Genomic DNA, 18,693 nt, shown 5'->3' on the forward strand with positions numbered 1-18,693 from the left:
CCATTTTGAGCTATATTTGAAAGAATGCGAATGGCGTTTTAATCACAGTGACTTAAAATCTCAAATATTCCTTTTAAAACAATTGGTTAAAGGGGGTTTAGGTTAGTTATCTAGGACAGCCCCAACTTTTATTGCATTTACGGATTAAATTAACTTCTTGTAATAAGGCTTGAATATCTTTATTTACAAAAATTTCCTCAATGCTCGTGTTTAAACGCCGCCGCCAGTTTGCATATTGCGTACTGGTTCCCGGAATGTTAACCGGCTCAGTCATACCTAACCAGTCTTCGGGTTGGAAGCCAAATAATCCACTGCTTACATTTGCGACATAGGTTTGTAAACGGTGAATAAATGCGGTATTCACCGGTGAATTAAGTTGCTCGCTAATTTCAGGAGCGATCTCTACGTTATGTTCTTGTAAGCGTTGTAAGATTTTGGCTTTGGCATTAACTCGGTCTTGCTTAAGGATTGCTAAAATATCCGCATTAGGATAGACACCGAATTTTTCGCCTAACTCAAAATCATAGCCTCGCCAATAACCGTTGATAGTCGGTAAATCGTGGGTGCTTAATGTCGTCATTGCTTGGTAAGGGTAATGCTGTAAGTCTCGGCTTTTCCCTTGTTCATCAAATTCAAAATAGAAAATTTTATAAGATAAAATCCCTGCGTTTTTGAGCTTGCCCACAATTTCTTTTGGCACAGTACCTAAATCTTCACCGATAATCAGGCATTGATGGCGTTGGCTTTCCAGTGCCAAAATGGCAATTAAATCATCAACCGGATAACGGATATAAGCACCGTTAACCGCACTGTCGCCTTTTGGAATCCACCATAATCGTAATAAAGACATAATATGATCAAGGCGTAATGCACCGCAGTGGCTCATATTGGCTCTGACCAGCTCAATAAACGGGCGGTAGGCTTGTTGTTTTAATACGTGTGGGTTCATTGGGGTTAAGCCCCAGTTTTGTCCTTGCGGACCTAATACATCAGGCGGAGCTCCGACAGAAGCATTTAAGCAATAGAGATGCTTGTCATTCCACGTTTCTGCTCCGTTGGGGCTGACGCCAACGGCGAGATCACGATACATACCGATACGCATATTTTGCTGACGGCAAATTGCATCACATTCGGCTAACTGTTGATCGGCAACAAATTGCAACCAAAGGTAAAATTCTACCTCTGTTTTATGCGTTTCTCTAAATTGCTGCACGGCTGCGGAATGGTAGTCTTGGTAGGCTTTTTCCCAGAAATCCCAGCCCCATTGGTTGGCAAATTGTGCGGATAAATGCTGATGAAGGGCATCAAATGTGGCTTGAACTTGTAGGCTTTCACCGCCTTTTTGTACAAATTCGGTAAAGGCAGAGTCAGCACAAGCGGTTATATTTTGCTGAAATTTTGCAAAAGCAAAGCGTAGCCCTTTTAATTTCAACGGAATGATTTTCTCGTAATTTAACCAATCTTGAGTGCGTAATTCCAATAATTGTTGTTGGATTTCAGTAGAATGAAACCAAGTTTGTGCTTCATCACTTTGTTGAAATTCTGCTAGCTGATTGATATCAATGTAAGCAATATTCAGCCATCGGCGAGAGGACGGGCTGTATGGGCTGGCAGAATTCGGATTTGCCGGAAAAAGCGAGTGAATCGGGTTCAAACCGATAAAATCTGCTTGGTAAGGGGCAATCTGTTGAATGAAGTTTTTTAAATCGCCAAAATCGCCAATCCCCCAGTTGTGGGCTGATTTTAAGGTATAGAGTTGTAGAAATGTTCCCCATAATTTTTTTTGTTCAAGCACGGCTTGGGGTTGGTAGCAACGCTCCGGAGCGATAATAATGGTGCAATTAAAGGTTTTATCTACCGTTTTTAGTTGTAATTGGTGATAACCTAAAGGTAAATCTTGAGGTAATGTAATTCCCCTTGCTTTAATTTTGCCGGAAATAACTTGGTTTGAATTTTCTAGTTGTAGCTGCCAAGTACCGGTTAGCGGATGTTTTTTATCCGCTAAATGAAAAGATAAAAAACAGGGTTGGTGTCGGTAAAAAATTTTGACTGCAGGAATAGGTGTTTCTTTCGCTTGAATATTGCCGTTAAAAGCATTGAATAATGTGTATTTTATTTTTTCGGATGCAGTTTTTTTTACACCACGTTCATCGAAAAAATAGGGCATAATACCGGCCCGATGATATTGTTTGGCAGTTATTTTCATCATTTCTCTCCATATATAAATACATATGAAATACAGCAGGAAATAGGCGACTTCCTGTTGAGAGAAGTCGCCCGAATTTATTATCTATTCAACCAGATGCGTTGTTGATAATCTTTAATTGAGCGGTCTGAGCTAAATGCACCCAAACGAGCGGTATTTAAAATTGCACTACGCAGCCAAGCTTCTTGATCTAAATAGGCTACACCAATTTTCTCTTGTGCTTGGCGATAGCTATCAAAATCGGCAAAGACTAAGAATGGATCACGCTCCAGGAGGCTGTTTAACATCAGCTTGAATGTCTCTTTATCTCCGTTAGAGGCTTTTCCTGTGGCTAAGAAATCAACCGCATTTTTTAAAATCGGATCTTGATTGTAATAGGCTTTTGGTTGGTAACCTTTTGCTAACAATTCCCTCACACTTTCTACGGTGTGTCCGAAGATAAAGATATTCTCCTCACCGACCATCTCGGCAATTTCCACATTAGCACCATCTAGCGTACCTAAGGTTAATGCCCCGTTGAGTGCCAATTTCATATTACCGGTGCCTGAGGCTTCTTTACCTGCCATTGAGATCTGTTCTGATACATCAGCTGCCGGAATAATTTTTTCTGCAAGACTGACTCGATAATCCGGTAAGAATGCTACTTGTAGTCGATCATTTACCTGCTTGTCGTTATTAATAATATCTGCCACATTATTAATGGCGTGAATAATATTTTTTGCTAAATAATACCCCGGAGCCGCTTTGCCCGAAAATAGGAATAGACGTGGTGTGTAGTCTTGGTTTGGGTTAGCTTTTAGCGATTGATAGGTCGCAATAATGTTTAACAAATTCAAATGTTGGCGTTTATATTCGTGGAAACGCTTAATTTGCACATCAAAAATCGCATTAGGATTGACATTTAACCCTAATGTTTTATGGATTTCATTGGCTAAAACCACTTTGTTATTGCGTTTAATGCGTTGATATTCTTCACGGAAACTGGTGTCATCCGCATATTGTTCAACGCCTTTTAATAATTCCAGATTATGTGTCCAATCTTGTTTTAAGGTACGATCCAATAAATCACTTAATTGTGGATTAGCTTGTTGAATCCAGCGGCGAGGTGTGATGCCGTTAGTAACATTGCAGAATTTTGTTGGGAATAATTTGTGGTATTCCGGGAATAGATCGGTCACTAAGAGATCGGAGTGAATTTCCGCAACGCCGTTTACACGGAAACAGGTAACAACGCAAAGGTTCGCCATACGTACTCGATAGTCAAATAGCACGGCTAATTTTTCCCAAATTTTGGCATCATCGCCAAATTCTGCCCGTACTTTTTCGTGGAAAATATCGTTAATTTTTTCCACAATTTGATAATGGCGAGGTAATAGCTGCTTAAATAGGCGTTGATCCCATTGTTCAAGTGCTTCAGGTAATAAGGTATGGTTAGTGTAAGCAAAGGTATTGCTGCAAATATCCCAAGCCTGCTCCCAAGTGAATTGGTGTTCATCTAATAGTACACGCATCAATTCAGGTATAGCGAGCGTTGGATGGGTATCATTGAGTTGAATAACTTGGCGTTTTGCTAAATCTTCTAGCGAATAACCTTCGCTAATGTGACGATCTAAAATATCGGCAACCGAGCAGGCACAATGGAAGTATTGCTGCATTAAGCGTAATTTTTGTCCGGCTTGATGGTTGTCGTTTGGATACAGCACTTGAGTTAGTGCGGCTGCATTGACAATCGTTTTATCGGCACTTAAAAATTTACCCTCATTAAAGGCATCAAAATCAAAAGATTGGTCGCTATCTGCTTGCCATAAACGTAATGGTTGAATGATGTTATTTTTATAACCGACAATCGGCAAGTCAAAGGCTTTACCTTGAATGGTCAATTTAGGCTGCCATTCATATTGATCGGCTTGGATATGTTTGATTTTTCCACCAAACCCGATATGGCGGGTTTTAGACGGATTAAAACGATGCCACGGGTAGCTGTCACGAGCCCAAGTATCCGCTGCTTCTTTCTGCATTCCCTCTTTGAAGCTTTGTTTAAACAGACCATATTGATAATGAAGCCCATAGCCGGTTGCATTTTGTCCGACAGTTGCCATCGAATCTAAAAAGCAGGCAGCAAGACGACCTAATCCACCATTACCCAATGCCGGATCACGCTCTTGTTCTAAAACATCTACTAATTCAACTTGATATTGTTTAAGATAGTCACGAATTTGTTCGTAATAACCTAAATTCATTAAATTATTGCCGGTTAATCGACCAATTAAGAACTCCATTGAGAGGTAGTTCACGTGGCGTGATTCTGTCGGTTTGGTTGCAGGCTGGCTATAAATTAGCTCAAGGGAACCTTCAGCAACAACTTGATACCACTGCTGTAAGGTAAAGTGTTTTGGAACTGTCACATCAAAGTAGCGACAGTATTTTTCTACAATAGAATTAAATGTCATAGGAAACCCCCAGTTAAAGATGAATGTCGCTATTATGTAAAATCCAAATAAAATCAAATCATCCCAATAATCATCTTGTATGGTATGATTATAAGGAAGTAGTGAGAACACAAATGGTGGATATATCATCCCTATTTTGTTATGAGAGAAAATTGAATTTATTATGTTAATACCATCAAAACTTGTTTGCTCTTTTCGATTACAAAACAGCATTCCCCGAAAACGTTTAATTCAAGAATTAGACAAATCTTGCAGTTATCCGGTCGTATTGATAAATGCACCGGCAGGTTATGGCAAAACCACTCTGGTTTCCCAATGGATTGAAAATAAAAAGAATATCGGCTGGTATGCGTTAGATGAAGGCGATAATAATTCAGATCGTTTTGCCGCTTATTTTAGTGCGGCATTGCATTCAGCAATCAATGAAGAAATAGACGTACTGTTAGAGGAAAATCGTAAAGCTAATTTATTAGCTTTATTTAATCAATTATTGATTAAAGCCGCGGCATTTTCAGAGCATTTTTATCTTGCTATTGATGATTATCATATTATTGAAAATGATGAAATTCACGAAGCATTAAAATATTGGATTAAACATCAACCGTCTAATATGACGCTTATCTTGATTTCTCGATCAATTCCCCCGTTAAGTATTGCCAGTTTAAGAGTGCAAGAACAATTATTGGAAATTGATATTAACCAGCTAATGTTTGATCACCAAGAAAGTGCTGCTTTTTTTCAAGCAAGATTAGGTACAGAGCTAAATCAGCAAGATATTATTTCACTGTGTAACGAAGTTGAAGGCTGGCCTACAGCCCTTCAGCTAATTAGCCTTTTTGCAAAAAATAAATCACACACGCTACAAGTACCACTGCAAGATATTGCCAAACGTTTAGCCAAATCAAACCATTTTCATATTAACGAATATTTAGCCGATGAAGTGCTTAATAAAGTCGATGAAGAGACTCGTTTGTTTATTTTGCGTTGTTCGGTTTTGCATTCAATGAATGAGTCTTTAGTGCAGGCTGTTACAGGGGAGCAAAACAGCCGCACCAAATTAGAGTCTCTCGAAAAGCAAGGTTTGTTTTTACAACAAATGGCAAACAGTAAGTGGCAGAGTAGTGATGATAGCTGGTGGAAATTCCATCCGCTTTTTGCGTCCTTTTTAAATTTATGTTGCCAAAATGAGTTGTATGCTGAATTACCGCAACTGCACCAAAAGGCAGCGAATGCGTGGTTACAATTAGGCTATGTTACAGAAGCCTTACATCACGCAATGCAATTATCGGATACCGAATTATTACTCAATATTTTGAGCAAACACGCTTGGACGGTATTTCATCAGGGCGAACTCAAATTATTGGAAGAGAGCTTAAATTGCCTAGATTACGTCCATTTAACTGAACATACTAATTTGGTGTTACTCAAAGCCTGGTTGGTACAAAGCCAGCACCGCCATATTGAAGTAGGTGGTATTTTAGCGGATTTTTCTCGTGCATTAACTGAAAATAAGATTGAATTGAGCAAAACCGCCAATGCAGAATTTAATGTGCTACGGGCACAAGTTGCTATCAATTCTGGTGATGAAAATACTGCACTTCAATTAGCGTCTGAAGCGTTAAACGATCTTTCCGAAAATGCCTATTATGCCCATATTGTTGCAACCTCTATTATTGGTGAGGCATATCATTGTCACGGTAACCTAGCAGAAGCATTGTCAATGTTACAAAAAGCGGAACGAATGGCACGCCAGCACCATACTTACCATAATATTTTGTGGTCACAGCTTCAACAATCTGAGATTTTACTAGCACAAGGCTTTTTACAAGCGGCCTATGAAATGTTAGATAAAGCCAGTGATTTTGTGAAAGAAAATCACCTACAAAAAGTGCCGATGTATGAATTTTTGCTACGTTCTAAAGGTAAAATTCTATGGGAATGGTATAACTTAGATAAAGCCGAATCAATGGCAGTTGCCGGAATGAATGCCCTATCTAAATTTGAAGACAAGCTACAATGTTTAACCTTACTCACAAAGATTTCATTAGCTCGTGGCAATCTAGATAACACCGCCCGATTATTAGGTGAGGTTGAACAATTAGAGCATTCTCACTCTTACCACCACGATTGGATTGCCAACGCCGATCAGGTGCGGATGTTTTATTGGCAAATGACCAATGATATTTCTGCTGCTCATCATTGGTTAATTCAAAATCCATCGCCAATTTCTGATAAAAATCACTTTACTCAAATTCAATGGCGTAACATTGCGAGAGCCAGAATTTTACTAAAAGAATATGATAAAGCAAAAGCCATTTTAGATAATTTAATTGAAACGGCTGAAAAATTTTCTCTGATTAGCGATTTAAATCGTGCATTGATTGTTCGTAATAGGCTCTATTTTTTACAAGGCGAGAAAGAATTAGCTCAGCAAGATTTAATTCAGGCACTAAAACTTACACGCCAAACGAATTTTATCAGTGCGTTTGTGATTGAAGGGGATGTGATGGCACAGCAGATCCGCCATTTATTGCAACTTAATGTGCTAGATGAATTGGTATTACACAAAGCACAATTTATTTTACGCAATATCAATCAATTTTATCGCCAAAAATTTGCCCATTTTGATGAAAACTTTGTAAATCAATTACTGAAAAATCCGAAAGTACCGGAACTCTTAAAAATTAGTCCGCTCACTCAGCGGGAATGGCAAGTATTGGGTTTGATTTACTCCGGATATAGCAATGAACAAATTTCAGATGAGTTGCAAGTGGCAGCAACCACAATTAAAACCCATATCCGAAATCTGTATCAGAAAATCGGTGTGACCAATCGTAACGAAGCAATCAGCTATACGAAAGAGCTGCTGATGTTGATGGGCTATCATTGATCACAAGCTCAGGGGGAACAAGCGGTCGATTTTTGCCGATTTTTTGCAACTTGTTACCCCGAACCGGCTTCAAGTTTTCCCTAGAAGGAAAAAGAAAAGAGAAAACTTGAAGCCAAAGCCTATTTAATTTCCAACCCAAACTACCATCACTTTATCTTCATTCAACACACGGTTAAACGCAAAGTAGCCATCATTTTTAATGAGTTGGTGAACACCTGCACCAATAGCCGGATGGCGTTGGCGGAATTGTGTCAGTTTTTGCCAATGTTGATGCAATGCCTGTTTCTGAGGATCTTGCTGCAACTCTTGCCAATTCATATCCGAACGTGTGCCTTGTAGCGGGTCTGAACCGGTCGCACCAAATGTCCGCCCACTTTCATCACCATAATAGATTTGCACCGCACCGGGTGAAAGCAGCAGCAAATTTGCGGCGGTTTTGTGTTTTTCGATATTCTGTTCACTATCTGAATGGAAAAATAATCGGGTATCGTGTGAAGATAAATAGCTCAACACATTGAAGTCACTTAATTTACGGCTCATTTCAGCGTAAACGGGCTCAATATGGGCAAAGCAATTTAACCCTTGTTTAGCCTGATCTTGAAAATCGAAATTGATCATTGCGTCAAAACCGTTTTGATAATAGTCACTCTTGAACACGCCGTGTTCCCACGCCTCTCCAGTCATCCAAAAGTTATCATTAAAACCGGCATTCGGATTGACTTGTTGCCATTCGCTTAAGGCTTGTTGTGCTGATTGTTTTAATGCCAGCCACGTGGATTTTTCAACGTGTTTGGCGGTATCCACCCGAAAGCCGTCAATACCATATTTTCGTACCCAATCGGATAACCAACCAATTAAATAATCACGCACTTTGGCGTTTGGTAATGTTTTGGCATTGGTATTTTTGTTTGCAAAAAATTCAGGTAATTTGACCGCTTGTTCGCTCTCGGTTTTTAGATCCGGAAGGGCAGCGAGCGACATTTTTAAATCATCAAATTTAGGGCTGTCGTAATCGGCAATATCAGCTCGAACCCATTCTTTTCCCCACCAATTTTGCCAAGCCTGATTATCGTTAAAGCGAATAAAATCGTTAAAGCTGTGCCAATTTTGTCCTGATTTCGGCTTCCAGTGTGTCCATTTTTCGCCTAATGTGTGACTGATTTCGTCCGGTGTTAAGTAAAATCCGCCAAAGTTAAACTCCTGCATATCGGCAAGCGTCGCATAGCCAGTATGGTTCATCACCACATCAAATAGCACCCGAATACCACGCTGGTGGGCTTGTTGAACAAAGCGACTTAAATCGTCTTCAGTACCCATATTGGCATCTAATTTCGTCCAATCCAAATGATAATAACCGTGATAGCCATAATGCGGAAAATCCCCCTTATCACCGCCGCCAACCCAGCCGTGCATTTGTTCTAACGGCGAGCTAATCCATAATACATTTACCCCAAGTTGTTGTAGATAATCGAGCTTTTCGGTTAATCCTTTTAAGTCGCCGCCGTGAAAGGTGCCGATTTCTTGCATTCCGTCTTTTTGGCGGTGGTAGCTGTGGTCATTGGTCGGATCGCCGTTATAAAAGCGGTCGGTCAGCACAAAATAGACGGTGGCATTTTTCCAATCAAACGTTGCTGTATTTTCGGTATTGCTTTTTTCCAGCAAAATCAGACCGCTTGCGTTTTTATTTGGCATAAAGGTAACTTTGCCGTTTCTAACAATGGTGGTGTTGCCTGAATAAAAATCGCTAACCGATTCTCCATCAGCAAAAGTGGAGGAAACATCAATTTCAATCGGTTTTTTATCCCAATTCGGGCAACTTTGAAGCATCGCTTCATTGTGCTGTGGCTGCTGTTCTACGCTGATTGTGAGCGTTGGCGTGCCGCTTCGCAGATCAATTTGTGCCAGATAGTTGCCTTGACGAAACAGCCGCAGTTGTGGAGCTTCATTTATACAAGGGACTAACGTAACCGATTGATTTAATTTGATTGCTTGTTGAGGTTGATAACAGTGTCCGCCGAATTCAAACTTAAGCGGATAGCTCCCTTTTTCCAATTGAACTTGAGATTGATACAACCGTTTTTCGAGATTATCGTTAAAATCAGAAAAATGGGAATGTTGCCAAGATTGGGCAAAAAGGCTTGAGGTATAGAATAAGCAGAGATAAGGTAACGCATTTTTCATAGACACCCCTAATAAAGATTGACGACCGCAGTATCAGCTCGACAAGCGGTCGTTTTTAGAGAATTTTTTGCAAACTAGCCTTTCACGCCGCCGGCAGTTAAACCACCGATTAACCAGCGTTGTGCCAATAAGAAGACCAGTGTAATCGGAATTGCGGATAAGACCGCCGCTGCTGCGAAGTCACCCCATAAGTAGTTTTGCGGATAGAGGTATTGTTGCATACCAACGGCTAAGGTGTAGCTGTTTACATCACGCAATAGGAGTGAGGCAACCGGTACTTCGGTAATGGCGGCAATAAATGAAAGAATAAAAACTACCGCCAAAATCGGCACTGAAAGCGGTAATAAGATTAATCGGAATGCTTGCCACGGGGTTGCTCCATCAAGGGAAGCGGCTTCTTCCAATGAACCATCAATCGTTTCAAAGTAGCCTTTGATTGTCCAAACGTGTAAGGCAATTCCGCCTAAGTAGGCAAAAATAACACCACCGTGTGTGTTTAAACCAAGAAACGGTACATACTGCCCAAGACGATCAAACAACGCATATAAGGCAACTAAGGAAAGTACTGCCGGGAACATTTGGAAAATCAGCATACCTTGTAGAATGGTTTTTTTGCCTTTAAATTTCATTCGGGCAAACGCATAAGCACAGGTAGTAGATAAGGTTACAATGCCGATGGAGGTAATTGTTGCCACTTTGATGGAGTTCCATAACCAGCGTAGCACCGGGAATGGAGGCGGTGTGACTGTGCCATCGGCGTGTGTAACATCAAAACCAAGAGCGGCTTGCCAATGTTCCCACGAAATTTGGCTTGGAATAATATCACCGATAGCCAGATTTCCCGGTCGTAATGAAATGCCAATCACCATTAATAGAGGGAAAATAATTAAGGCAAGAAAACAAATTAAGATGAAATGGGTTGCCCATACCCGATAACGCACAGATTTAGATTGAACAATTGCCATATATAACTCCTAAAGTTAGTTTGGGGTCGGGATTGTTAAATCCCTCCCGCTTTTATAATTCCATTTTGGTTGCTTTGATATTTAAGAGTGCCAAGCCACCGACTAATAAGAAAATAATGGTTGCGATGGCGGCTGCTAAGCCGAAATCTTGCGTACCACTTCCTTCAAAGGCAATGCGATAGGTGTAGCTGACTAATAAATCGGTATAACCGGCTGGGGTGGTTGTGCCAATCATATCCGGGCGACCGTTTGTTAATAGTTGAATTAACACAAAGTTGTTAAAGTTAAATGCAAACGAAGCAATCATTAACGGAGTAAGTGGTTTTAACAGTAATGGGAAAGTGATTTTACTGAAGTTTTGCCAAGTGGAAGCACCGTCCATTGCAGAAGCTTCATATAAATCAGCCGGAATAGCTTTGAGTAACCCCATACATAAAATCATCATATAAGGATAACCTAACCACGTATTGACAATTAAGATCATCACTTTGGCAAGGAGCGGATCGTTAAACCATTCAGGACTAATCCCGAATAGTTGGTTTAAAATCATATTGATCTCACCAAAACTTTGGTTAAATAGTCCTTTAAAGATCAGAATTGAAATAAAAGATGGTACGGCATAAGGTAAAATCAATAAGACACGATAGACTGCTTTACCTTTTAATGCCTCCCATTGTACCAAACAGGCAAGAACCATACCGAGAATAACGGTAAAGACAACGGTTAATAAAGAGAAGATCACCGTCCAAATAAATATTTGGACAAAAGGTTTTTGAATACCTTCATCGGTAAAAATTTTAATGAAGTTATTAAAGCCTGATGTGACAGTATAACCCGGTTCAAGTGTTCCGCTTTGCCAATGACCGTTTTCATCAATCGCTTGGAAGAAACCAGTTTCGTCATTTGCTTGATAACGTTTGCCAGTCTCATTATTGAGTAATATTTTATTTTCTTCATCAAATTGATAGCGTGGTTTTTGCTCGGAGAATTGACGTAATGAGCTCATTGTCAGTTCATTGTTATTCGGTAAAACCACTTTCATTGATTTAAGTGCAGCCCGATTTTGTGTAATCACTTTAAGAGGAGCAACTTCGCCGGTTGGTCTGTTTTGCTCGGTCACAACCACATTCGTTCCGGTAGCCAATGAAATCGGCTCTGACACAAAAGTTTGCTCTGTCGCCGGATTGGTTAATGCAATTTGATATTTATTATCTGCTTGCGGATAAAGGGTGAATTGATATTTATCTCCGGCAAAATAGCGTTGTTCAGTTAAGACGGATACCGCTCGTTCAAAGGATAATTGATTAGAACCACTATAGTTGGTAAACGCAATTGCAATAGTCGCAACCAGCGGAAACAAAATAAAAATTGCCATTCCGGTAATGCCAGGGTAAACATACCGCCAAGCATAGGTATTTTTATTGGTAAAAATATAGACACCGGAAGTTAGAATAATCAGCGTTAAAATAGCAAAAAGATATTCACCTTGTGAGTACATTAAGACAACAAGATAGAAGTCAAGGAGCAAGACTAATCCGGCTAAGAGATATTTGAGCCAATGAGTGGATTTGGATTGAGTTTGAGTTAGCATAACAGCACCTCGAATTTTTACTGCATTTTGTTACGGTACTTTTACTGTACTTTTATTGTATTTAGGGTGAATCTAAAAATAGAGTGGGTCATAATAACCCACTCAGAATGATGAAGAATTATTGTTGTTTTTGAATGCGTGAATGTGCATCATCTAATGCTTCTTTCACCGATTGACGACCGGTCACTGCATTATTGATAGCAGATTTTTCGGCATACCAGAAAGAAGACATTTGCGGAATATTTGGCATAATTTCACCGTTCTTCGCATTTGCCATCGTTGCAGCAATACGAGGATCAGCCGCTAATTTCTCTTGGTAAGATTTTAACGCCACCGCACCTAAAGGTTTATCTTTATTGACTGCATCTAAACCGTCGTCGGTGAGTAAATAATTCTCTAAGAATTCTTTGGCTAAATCTTTATTTGGGCTTGAGCTGTTTACACCGGCACTTAACACCCCTACGAATGGTTTAGAAGCTTGACCGTTTAATGTTGGGAGTAAAGTTACACCATATTTAATACCGCTTTTATCAATATTGCCCCAAGACCAAGGACCATTGATGGTTAAGGCACTTTGTCCTTTATTAAAGGAGGCTTCGGCAACGGCATAGTCCATATCCGCACTAATATGTTTATTTTTCACCATATCGACTACAAATTGTAGTGCTTTTACTGCCCCTTCATTGTTCACACCAATATCTTTTGGATCGTATTTGCCGTTATCAAATTTGAATGCATAAGCTCCGTTTGAAGCCGCAATCGGCCACGTGAAATAGGGCTCGGATAAGTTCCACATAATGGCATTTTTGCCCTCTTTTTTGAGTTTTTTATCTAACTCAATAATTTCTTCCCAAGATTTTGGTGCTTCTTTCACTAAATCTTTATTATAAATTAATGAAATCGCTTCAATCGCAACCGGATAACCGATAATTTTGCCGTTGTAAGTTTCAGCATCCCAAGCAAAATCGACAAATTTATCTTTAAATTCTTTGCTTACATTCACTTCAGCCAATAAACCGGATTGTGCATAACCACCAAAGCGGTCGTGAGCCCAGAACATAATATCCGGACCGTCACCAGTTGAGGCAACCTGTGCAAATTTTTCTTCAAGTCTATCCGGGTGTTCAACTAAAACTTGAACACCGGTATCTTTTTCAAATTTCTTACCGACTTCGGCAAGCCCATTGTACCCTTTATCACCGTTAATCCAGATAACGAGTTTACCTTCCGTCATTTTTGCCATTACTGTTCCTGAAAGAACTAAGGTAGCAAGAGTAGCTAAGGTGAATTTGACACATTTGTTTTTCATAAAAAACTCCTTGAAGTTAAATAAAAGAAACGGATATGAAACAACCCATTTATTAAATTATGGCAAATTATGGGCTATACAATCTATTTGAGATCACCCTTTGCTCTACGCCCCCCAAGCTAAAAGTATGATCTAAGTAACATTTTTTATCATTTTGTGATCAGCTTCACAAAAATAAGCGTTAAAAATGAGAGCTCGATCACAAAATTTATTAAATTTCCCTGAATTAGGTTTTTTTAGGTAATTAGAGTTCTAACCCTAAAAAAAAGTACTCTGGGATGATGTCTTCATTAGATAAAAAGGCGACTATTCAGCCTAAATTCAAACCACAAGCAAAAGCAAAATAAAGAGGTTTAATTATGGCGAATGTATCATTGCGTAACGTGGGAAAATCGTATGGTGATGTTCATATTTCTAAGGATATTAATTTAGAAATTAACGAAGGGGAATTCGTTGTATTCGTTGGGCCATCAGGTTGTGGTAAATCCACACTATTGCGAATGATAGCAGGGCTTGAAGATATTACGACAGGTGAGCTTTATATCGGTGATAAATTAATGAATGATGTCGAACCCTCTAAACGTGGAATTGGGATGGTATTCCAATCTTATGCACTTTATCCACATTTAGACGTTGCCGAAAATATGTCTTTTGGCTTAAAGCTGGCAGGTGTAAGTAAAGCAGAGCGGGAGCAACGAGTTAACCAAGTTGCCGAAATCTTACAGCTTGCCCATTTATTAGACCGAAAACCTAAAGCACTTTCCGGGGGGCAACGCCAACGGGTGGCTATTGGTAGAACACTGGTTTCCCAGCCGGAAGTGTTTTTACTCGATGAACCACTTTCCAACCTTGATGCCGCATTGCGTGTACAAATGCGGGTAGAAATTTCCAAATTACATAAAAAATTAAACCGCACAATGATTTATGTTACCCACGATCAAGTTGAAGCAATGACATTAGCGGACAAAATCGTGGTATTAAATGCCGGCGGTATTGCTCAAGTAGGTAAACCGTTAGAACTTTATCATTACCCGGCAAACCGCTTTGTAGCAGGGTTTATCGGCTCGCCTAAAATGAATTTTTTACCGGTAAAAGTGATTGCGGTAGAGCCGGAACGGGTAAAAATTGAGTTACCTGATGCGAATCATCATAATTTTTGGATTCCGGTTTCCGGCGAAGGGGTGAATGTGGGAGATAACTTATCTTTAGGTATCCGCCCGGAACATTTAGTTCCTTCGGATCAAACCCAAGTGACCTTACACGGTATTGTGCAAGTTGTGGAATTGCTCGGAAATGAAACACAAATCCACCTTGAAATCCCTGAAATCAAACAACCAACCTTAATTTATCGTCAAAACGATGTGGTATTAGTTAATGAAGGCGATGATATGAATATCGGTATATTGCCGGAACGTTGCCATTTATTTAAGGAAGACGGTACAGCTTGCAAACGTTTGTTTGTTGAAAAAGGGGTATAACAATTTCAGTTTATTACTGACTTTAGGGGATGTTTTCTCATCTTCTAATCAATTAATACTTAACCTAAGTAAAATCAAATCTTAAGAGAGGTTCTATTATGAAAAAAACAGTCTTAGCAGTTGCAATTAGTGGTGCAATGTTCGCAGCCAGTGCATCAGCGGTCGATTTTCACGGTTATGCTCGTTCAGGTATAGGTTGGACATCCGGTGGTGGTGAACAATCTGCATTTACTGTTAATGGCGGTGGTTCAAAATACCGTTTGGGTAACGAATCTGATACCTATGCAGAATTGAAATTAGGTCAGGAATTATTCAAAAGTGGTGAAAAATCCATCTATTTTGATACTAACCTTGCTTATGGCGGTACGCTTCACAACAACGACTGGACAGAAACCAGCCCGGCATTACGTGAATTAAACGTACAGTTCAAAAACTTTGCAGATAGCTTACCGGGTGCAACCTTATGGGCAGGTAAACGTTTCTATCAACGCCATGATGTTCATATGAACGACTTCTACTACTGGGATATTTCAGGTCCGGGGGCAGGGGTTGAGAATGTTGATTTAGGCTTTGGAAAACTCTCTTTAGCGGTTACTCGTGATACAGAAAAAGATGGCGCATTCTCTTATTATTATGACTATGCGAAAAAAGCGTATGTAAGTAACCGTGATGCGAAAAAAGAGGTCTATAATGATATTTTTGATGTTCGCTTAGCCGGTATTGAGCTTTGGAAAGACGGCTCATTAGAGTTAGGTTTTGATTACGGTAATGCTCATACTAAAGATGGTACAAAACTTAATAATGATAAAGCAACCAAAAACGGTTATATGGTAACAGCGGAATATACCCAAGGTAACTTCTTTGGTGGTTTTAATAAATTTACTGCACAATATGCAACCGATTCGATGACCTCTTGGAATAATGGTCACGCACAGGGTTCCTTAGAAAGTAATAAAGGTAATATGCTTCGTTTAATCAACCAAGGCGTTGTACAAGCGAGCGATAAAGTTGAAGTGATGTATGCCTTAATCTACGAAAAAACAAAACTAGATAATAAACAAGGTAAAACTTGGTACTCTGCTGGTATCCGCCCAATGTATAAATGGAATGATACAATGAGTACATTATTGGAAGTCGGTTATGACCGTATTAAAGATCAAGCCACAGATAAGAAAAACGACTTAGTGAAATACACCATTGCACAACAATGGCAAGCAGGTAACAGCATTTGGGCTCGCCCTGCAATCCGTGTGTTTGGTACTTATGCACGTTGGAATGACAAATTCAATACAGAAGCTCGTACCAATGCCGGCTATAAAGCCAAAGACGGCGAGTTTATCACCGGTGTTCAATTTGAAGCTTGGTGGTAATCATCAAACGTTTATGTGGGTAGGGCTGAACCTACCCACTATTTCAGCACTTTATCCTATTTTATAATTTTTAGAGGTTAATATGAAAAAAACGCTTCTTTCGACAGCAATATTATTCGCCCACCTTTTTGTGGTGTCTCCGAGTATGGCAAACAGTTCGGCAGTTAAACCTATTCATATTAACTCGTCTGAATTAGCTCAAATTCAATGGCAAGATGTGCCATTTTCACAAACCGTAAAAACAGAATTAAGCGAACAACACAAACAAGCATTTACCACAGCATTTGCCGGTATTGCTAGCCCGGTAGCTGCCTATCGTATTCCTGCAAATCAAGGTACATTGGAAATTGAAATCGAAAGCCCGGTGATGGACAAAAATGTTTTTGTGCCAACAGCAGTCGTATTGGATAGTCACTTTAATGTAGCGGCAACTTACCCTTCTTCTGAGTTTAAATTATTGGAAGAACGAGGGCTCAAAGGCAATCGTTTAGGGGCAGAACTCAATTTAACACCGGCAATGAACCAAGAATATATTTACTTGCTCATTTATACCACGCAGCAAGATTTAGCCAAAACGACAATTATGCCACATCCGGCAAAAACCTATGCAAAAGCAACCGGTAAACAACCGCCGGCAATTAATGATATTGAAGTGGCACATAGTTTAAAAGGTCAAATCCACATCAATGTTACCGGCTCGAATGGCACTAAATTTATTGGCTTGCCGACCGAAATTTTTAGCTCAAATAAAGCAGCAACTCCGGTAGGTAAAACGACTGCTTCGATGCTGACAAAAGAAAACCCGGTTGCAGTAAAAACAGCGGTAGATAAAGATACAGAAGCCTATTTTAATCAGGCAGTAACGAAAGCGATTAAAGCAAAAGATATTAATAAAGCAATGAATTTGGTTAATGAGGCAGAAAAATTAGGGCTGACTTCTCCACGCCAAATCTTCTTAAAAAATGTAAGTTCAAATTAATTTATTTATTGTTTTTTTCATAGACATTCTCCTTGTCATCGGATGGGTGGTTTATCACCACCAACACCCTATCAGGGCAATCTGATAGGGTGCTTTTTTTGGGAGATTTGCAAAATTTCCGGAAAATTAGACCGCTAGAGACTTAATTCACTTCCTTAAACTGAATCATTCCCGCTTCGGCAAAATTGTTGTCGTCATCTTCGTCTAAGAAGGTTTTGGTTTCAATTTTGACATCATCAAAAGCGGTGTCGCCTTCTATGCCTTCAATGGTTTGACCGTGTTTAATCCCTTTAAAATCAAAAAATTTCGGATCGCATAAGTGAGACGGCACGATATCTTGCAAAGCACTGAACATGGTTTCTAAACGCCCCGGGTATTGGCGATCCCAATTATTCAGCATTTCTTTCACCACTTGGCGTTGTAAATTAGGCTGAGAGCCACACAGATTACACGGAATAATCGGGAACTGCTTGGCTTCGGCATATTTGATAATGTCTTTTTCTTTACAATAGGCGAGTGGGCGGATCACAATTTGTTTGCCGTCATCAGAAATTAGTTTTGGTGGCATACTTTTCATTTTGCCGCCATAGAACATATTTAAGAATAAAGTCGCCAGCATATCGTCACGGTGATGCCCTAATGCAATTTTGGTTGCACCCAATTCGGTGGCGGTGCGGTATAAAATCCCACGGCGAAGTCGTGAGCAGAGCGAGCAGGTGGTTTTGCCCTCCGGAATTTTCTCTTTTACGATGCCGTAGGTGTTTTCTTCCACAATTTTGTATTCCACACCAATGCTGTCTAAATAGCGAGGCAATACCTCTTCCGGAAAGCCCGGTTGTTTTTGGTCTAGGTTTACCGCAACAACGCTGAAATTCACAGGGGCACTTTGTTGAAGATTAAGCAGAATATCAAGTAAAGTGTAGCTGTCTTTCCCGCCAGAAAGGCAAACCATCACACGGTCGCCTTCTTCAATCATACCAAAATCAGCAATTGCATTGCCGACATTACGGCGTAAACGTTTTTGTAACTTATTGAAATTAAAAGCAATTTTCTTTTCAGATTTTTGTTGGATATCGTCTGACATAATATTTTGTAACCTGATAAATACACCTTTATGTGTAGCAACTGTATCCCCCAACATTTTTGGCGAGATACAAATTCGTTAATTAAACCACGTGAGCATTCCACTGTGAGCCATCACGGACGATGGCATTAATCACGGTTAAAAGCTTACGCATACAGGCGTTTACCGCCACTTTGAACGGTTTGCCACG

The 18,693-nt window shown here is 39.8% G+C and carries 11 protein-coding genes and 1 pseudogene; 5 read left to right on the forward strand and 7 right to left on the reverse strand.

Going from position 1 to position 18,693, the window contains the following annotated elements; genetic code table 11:
• Positions 1-106, forward strand: a pseudogene (locus ACERCF_RS11100) (IS1595 family transposase); the annotation flags it as partial.
• Here ACERCF_RS11100 and malQ read toward each other — a convergent pair.
• Together malQ and malP are read right to left on the reverse strand one after the other, a co-directional pair.
• Positions 107-2,206: a 4-alpha-glucanotransferase gene (malQ, locus tag ACERCF_RS11105; protein ID WP_373625615.1), complete on the reverse strand. Its 2,100-nt coding sequence runs from the start codon at positions 2,204-2,206 to the stop codon at positions 107-109.
• Between the two features lie 80 nt (positions 2,207-2,286).
• Positions 2,287-4,656 (reverse strand): maltodextrin phosphorylase, encoded by a 2,370-nt coding sequence (gene malP / locus ACERCF_RS11110; RefSeq protein WP_373625606.1) that lies wholly within the window; start codon positions 4,654-4,656, stop codon positions 2,287-2,289.
• Positions 4,657-4,819: 163 nt separating this feature from the next.
• On the opposite strand from malP, the gene malT reads away from it, so the two are divergent.
• Positions 4,820-7,546: an HTH-type transcriptional regulator MalT gene (gene malT / locus ACERCF_RS11115; protein WP_373625607.1), complete on the forward strand. Its 2,727-nt coding sequence runs from the start codon at positions 4,820-4,822 to the stop codon at positions 7,544-7,546.
• Between the two features lie 123 nt (positions 7,547-7,669).
• On the opposite strand, the gene ACERCF_RS11120 is transcribed toward malT, so the two are convergent.
• The 4 genes from ACERCF_RS11120 to malE form a co-directional block, all read right to left on the reverse strand.
• On the reverse strand, positions 7,670-9,727 hold the full coding sequence (locus tag ACERCF_RS11120) for an alpha-amylase (RefSeq protein WP_373625608.1): 2,058 nt from the start codon (positions 9,725-9,727) through the stop codon (positions 7,670-7,672).
• A gap of 74 nt (positions 9,728-9,801) precedes the next feature.
• Positions 9,802-10,692, reverse strand: coding sequence for a maltose ABC transporter permease MalG (gene malG, locus ACERCF_RS11125; protein WP_006248005.1), 891 nt, complete (start codon positions 10,690-10,692; stop codon positions 9,802-9,804).
• Positions 10,693-10,744: 52 nt separating this feature from the next.
• On the reverse strand, positions 10,745-12,283 hold the full coding sequence (gene malF, locus ACERCF_RS11130) for a maltose ABC transporter permease MalF (RefSeq protein ID WP_373625609.1): 1,539 nt from the start codon (positions 12,281-12,283) through the stop codon (positions 10,745-10,747).
• A gap of 118 nt (positions 12,284-12,401) precedes the next feature.
• Positions 12,402-13,592 carry a maltose/maltodextrin ABC transporter substrate-binding protein MalE gene (gene malE, locus ACERCF_RS11135; RefSeq protein ID WP_373625610.1) on the reverse strand — a complete coding sequence of 397 codons (1,191 nt, stop codon included), beginning with the start codon at positions 13,590-13,592 and terminating at the stop codon, positions 12,402-12,404.
• A gap of 359 nt (positions 13,593-13,951) precedes the next feature.
• Here malE and malK point away from each other — a divergent pair, with 359 nt between their 5' ends.
• The 3 genes from malK to malM all read left to right on the forward strand — a co-directional run bounded on the left by malK (position 13,952) and on the right by malM (position 17,419).
• Entirely contained in the window at positions 13,952-15,070 is a 1,119-nt protein-coding gene (gene malK, locus ACERCF_RS11140) for a maltose/maltodextrin ABC transporter ATP-binding protein MalK (protein WP_373625611.1), read from the forward strand.
• Positions 15,071-15,168: 98 nt separating this feature from the next.
• Complete coding sequence (locus ACERCF_RS11145) at positions 15,169-16,440, forward strand: maltoporin (protein WP_373625612.1); 1,272 nt, start codon at positions 15,169-15,171, stop codon at positions 16,438-16,440.
• An 82-nt stretch (positions 16,441-16,522) separates the two neighbouring features.
• A complete protein-coding gene (gene malM, locus ACERCF_RS11150) occupies positions 16,523-17,419 on the forward strand; it encodes a maltose operon protein MalM (RefSeq protein ID WP_373625613.1) in 897 nt (298 codons plus the stop codon).
• A 142-nt stretch (positions 17,420-17,561) separates the two neighbouring features.
• Here malM and ttcA read toward each other — a convergent pair whose 3' ends face one another.
• Positions 17,562-18,503 carry a tRNA 2-thiocytidine(32) synthetase TtcA gene (gene ttcA / locus ACERCF_RS11155; protein ID WP_373625614.1) on the reverse strand — a complete coding sequence of 314 codons (942 nt, stop codon included), beginning with the start codon at positions 18,501-18,503 and terminating at the stop codon, positions 17,562-17,564.
• Positions 18,504-18,693 lie beyond the last annotated feature (190 nt).

Origin of the sequence: Mannheimia kashgarensis (genome assembly GCF_041807705.1) — a bacterium.
GTDB lineage: Bacteria > Pseudomonadota > Gammaproteobacteria > Enterobacterales > Pasteurellaceae > Mannheimia.

Bases quoted from the DNA above. Each gene is read 5' to 3' on its own strand.
- malF (WP_373625609.1), bottom strand. From the start codon at position 12,283: ATGCTAACTCAAACTCAATCCAAATCCACTCATTGGCTCAAATATCTC.
- malE (WP_373625610.1), bottom strand. From the start codon at position 13,592: ATGAAAAACAAATGTGTCAAATTCACCTTAGCTACTCTTGCTACCTTA.
- malQ (WP_373625615.1), bottom strand. From the start codon at position 2,206: ATGAAAATAACTGCCAAACAATATCATCGGGCCGGTATTATGCCCTAT.
- malM (WP_373625613.1), top strand. From the start codon at position 16,523: ATGAAAAAAACGCTTCTTTCGACAGCAATATTATTCGCCCACCTTTTT.
- ACERCF_RS11120 (WP_373625608.1), bottom strand. From the start codon at position 9,727: ATGAAAAATGCGTTACCTTATCTCTGCTTATTCTATACCTCAAGCCTT.
- malP (WP_373625606.1), bottom strand. From the start codon at position 4,656: ATGACATTTAATTCTATTGTAGAAAAATACTGTCGCTACTTTGATGTG.
- ttcA (WP_373625614.1), bottom strand. From the start codon at position 18,503: ATGTCAGACGATATCCAACAAAAATCTGAAAAGAAAATTGCTTTTAAT.
- ACERCF_RS11145 (WP_373625612.1), top strand. From the start codon at position 15,169: ATGAAAAAAACAGTCTTAGCAGTTGCAATTAGTGGTGCAATGTTCGCA.
- malK (WP_373625611.1), top strand. From the start codon at position 13,952: ATGGCGAATGTATCATTGCGTAACGTGGGAAAATCGTATGGTGATGTT.
- malG (WP_006248005.1), bottom strand. From the start codon at position 10,692: ATGGCAATTGTTCAATCTAAATCTGTGCGTTATCGGGTATGGGCAACC.
- malT (WP_373625607.1), top strand. From the start codon at position 4,820: ATGTTAATACCATCAAAACTTGTTTGCTCTTTTCGATTACAAAACAGC.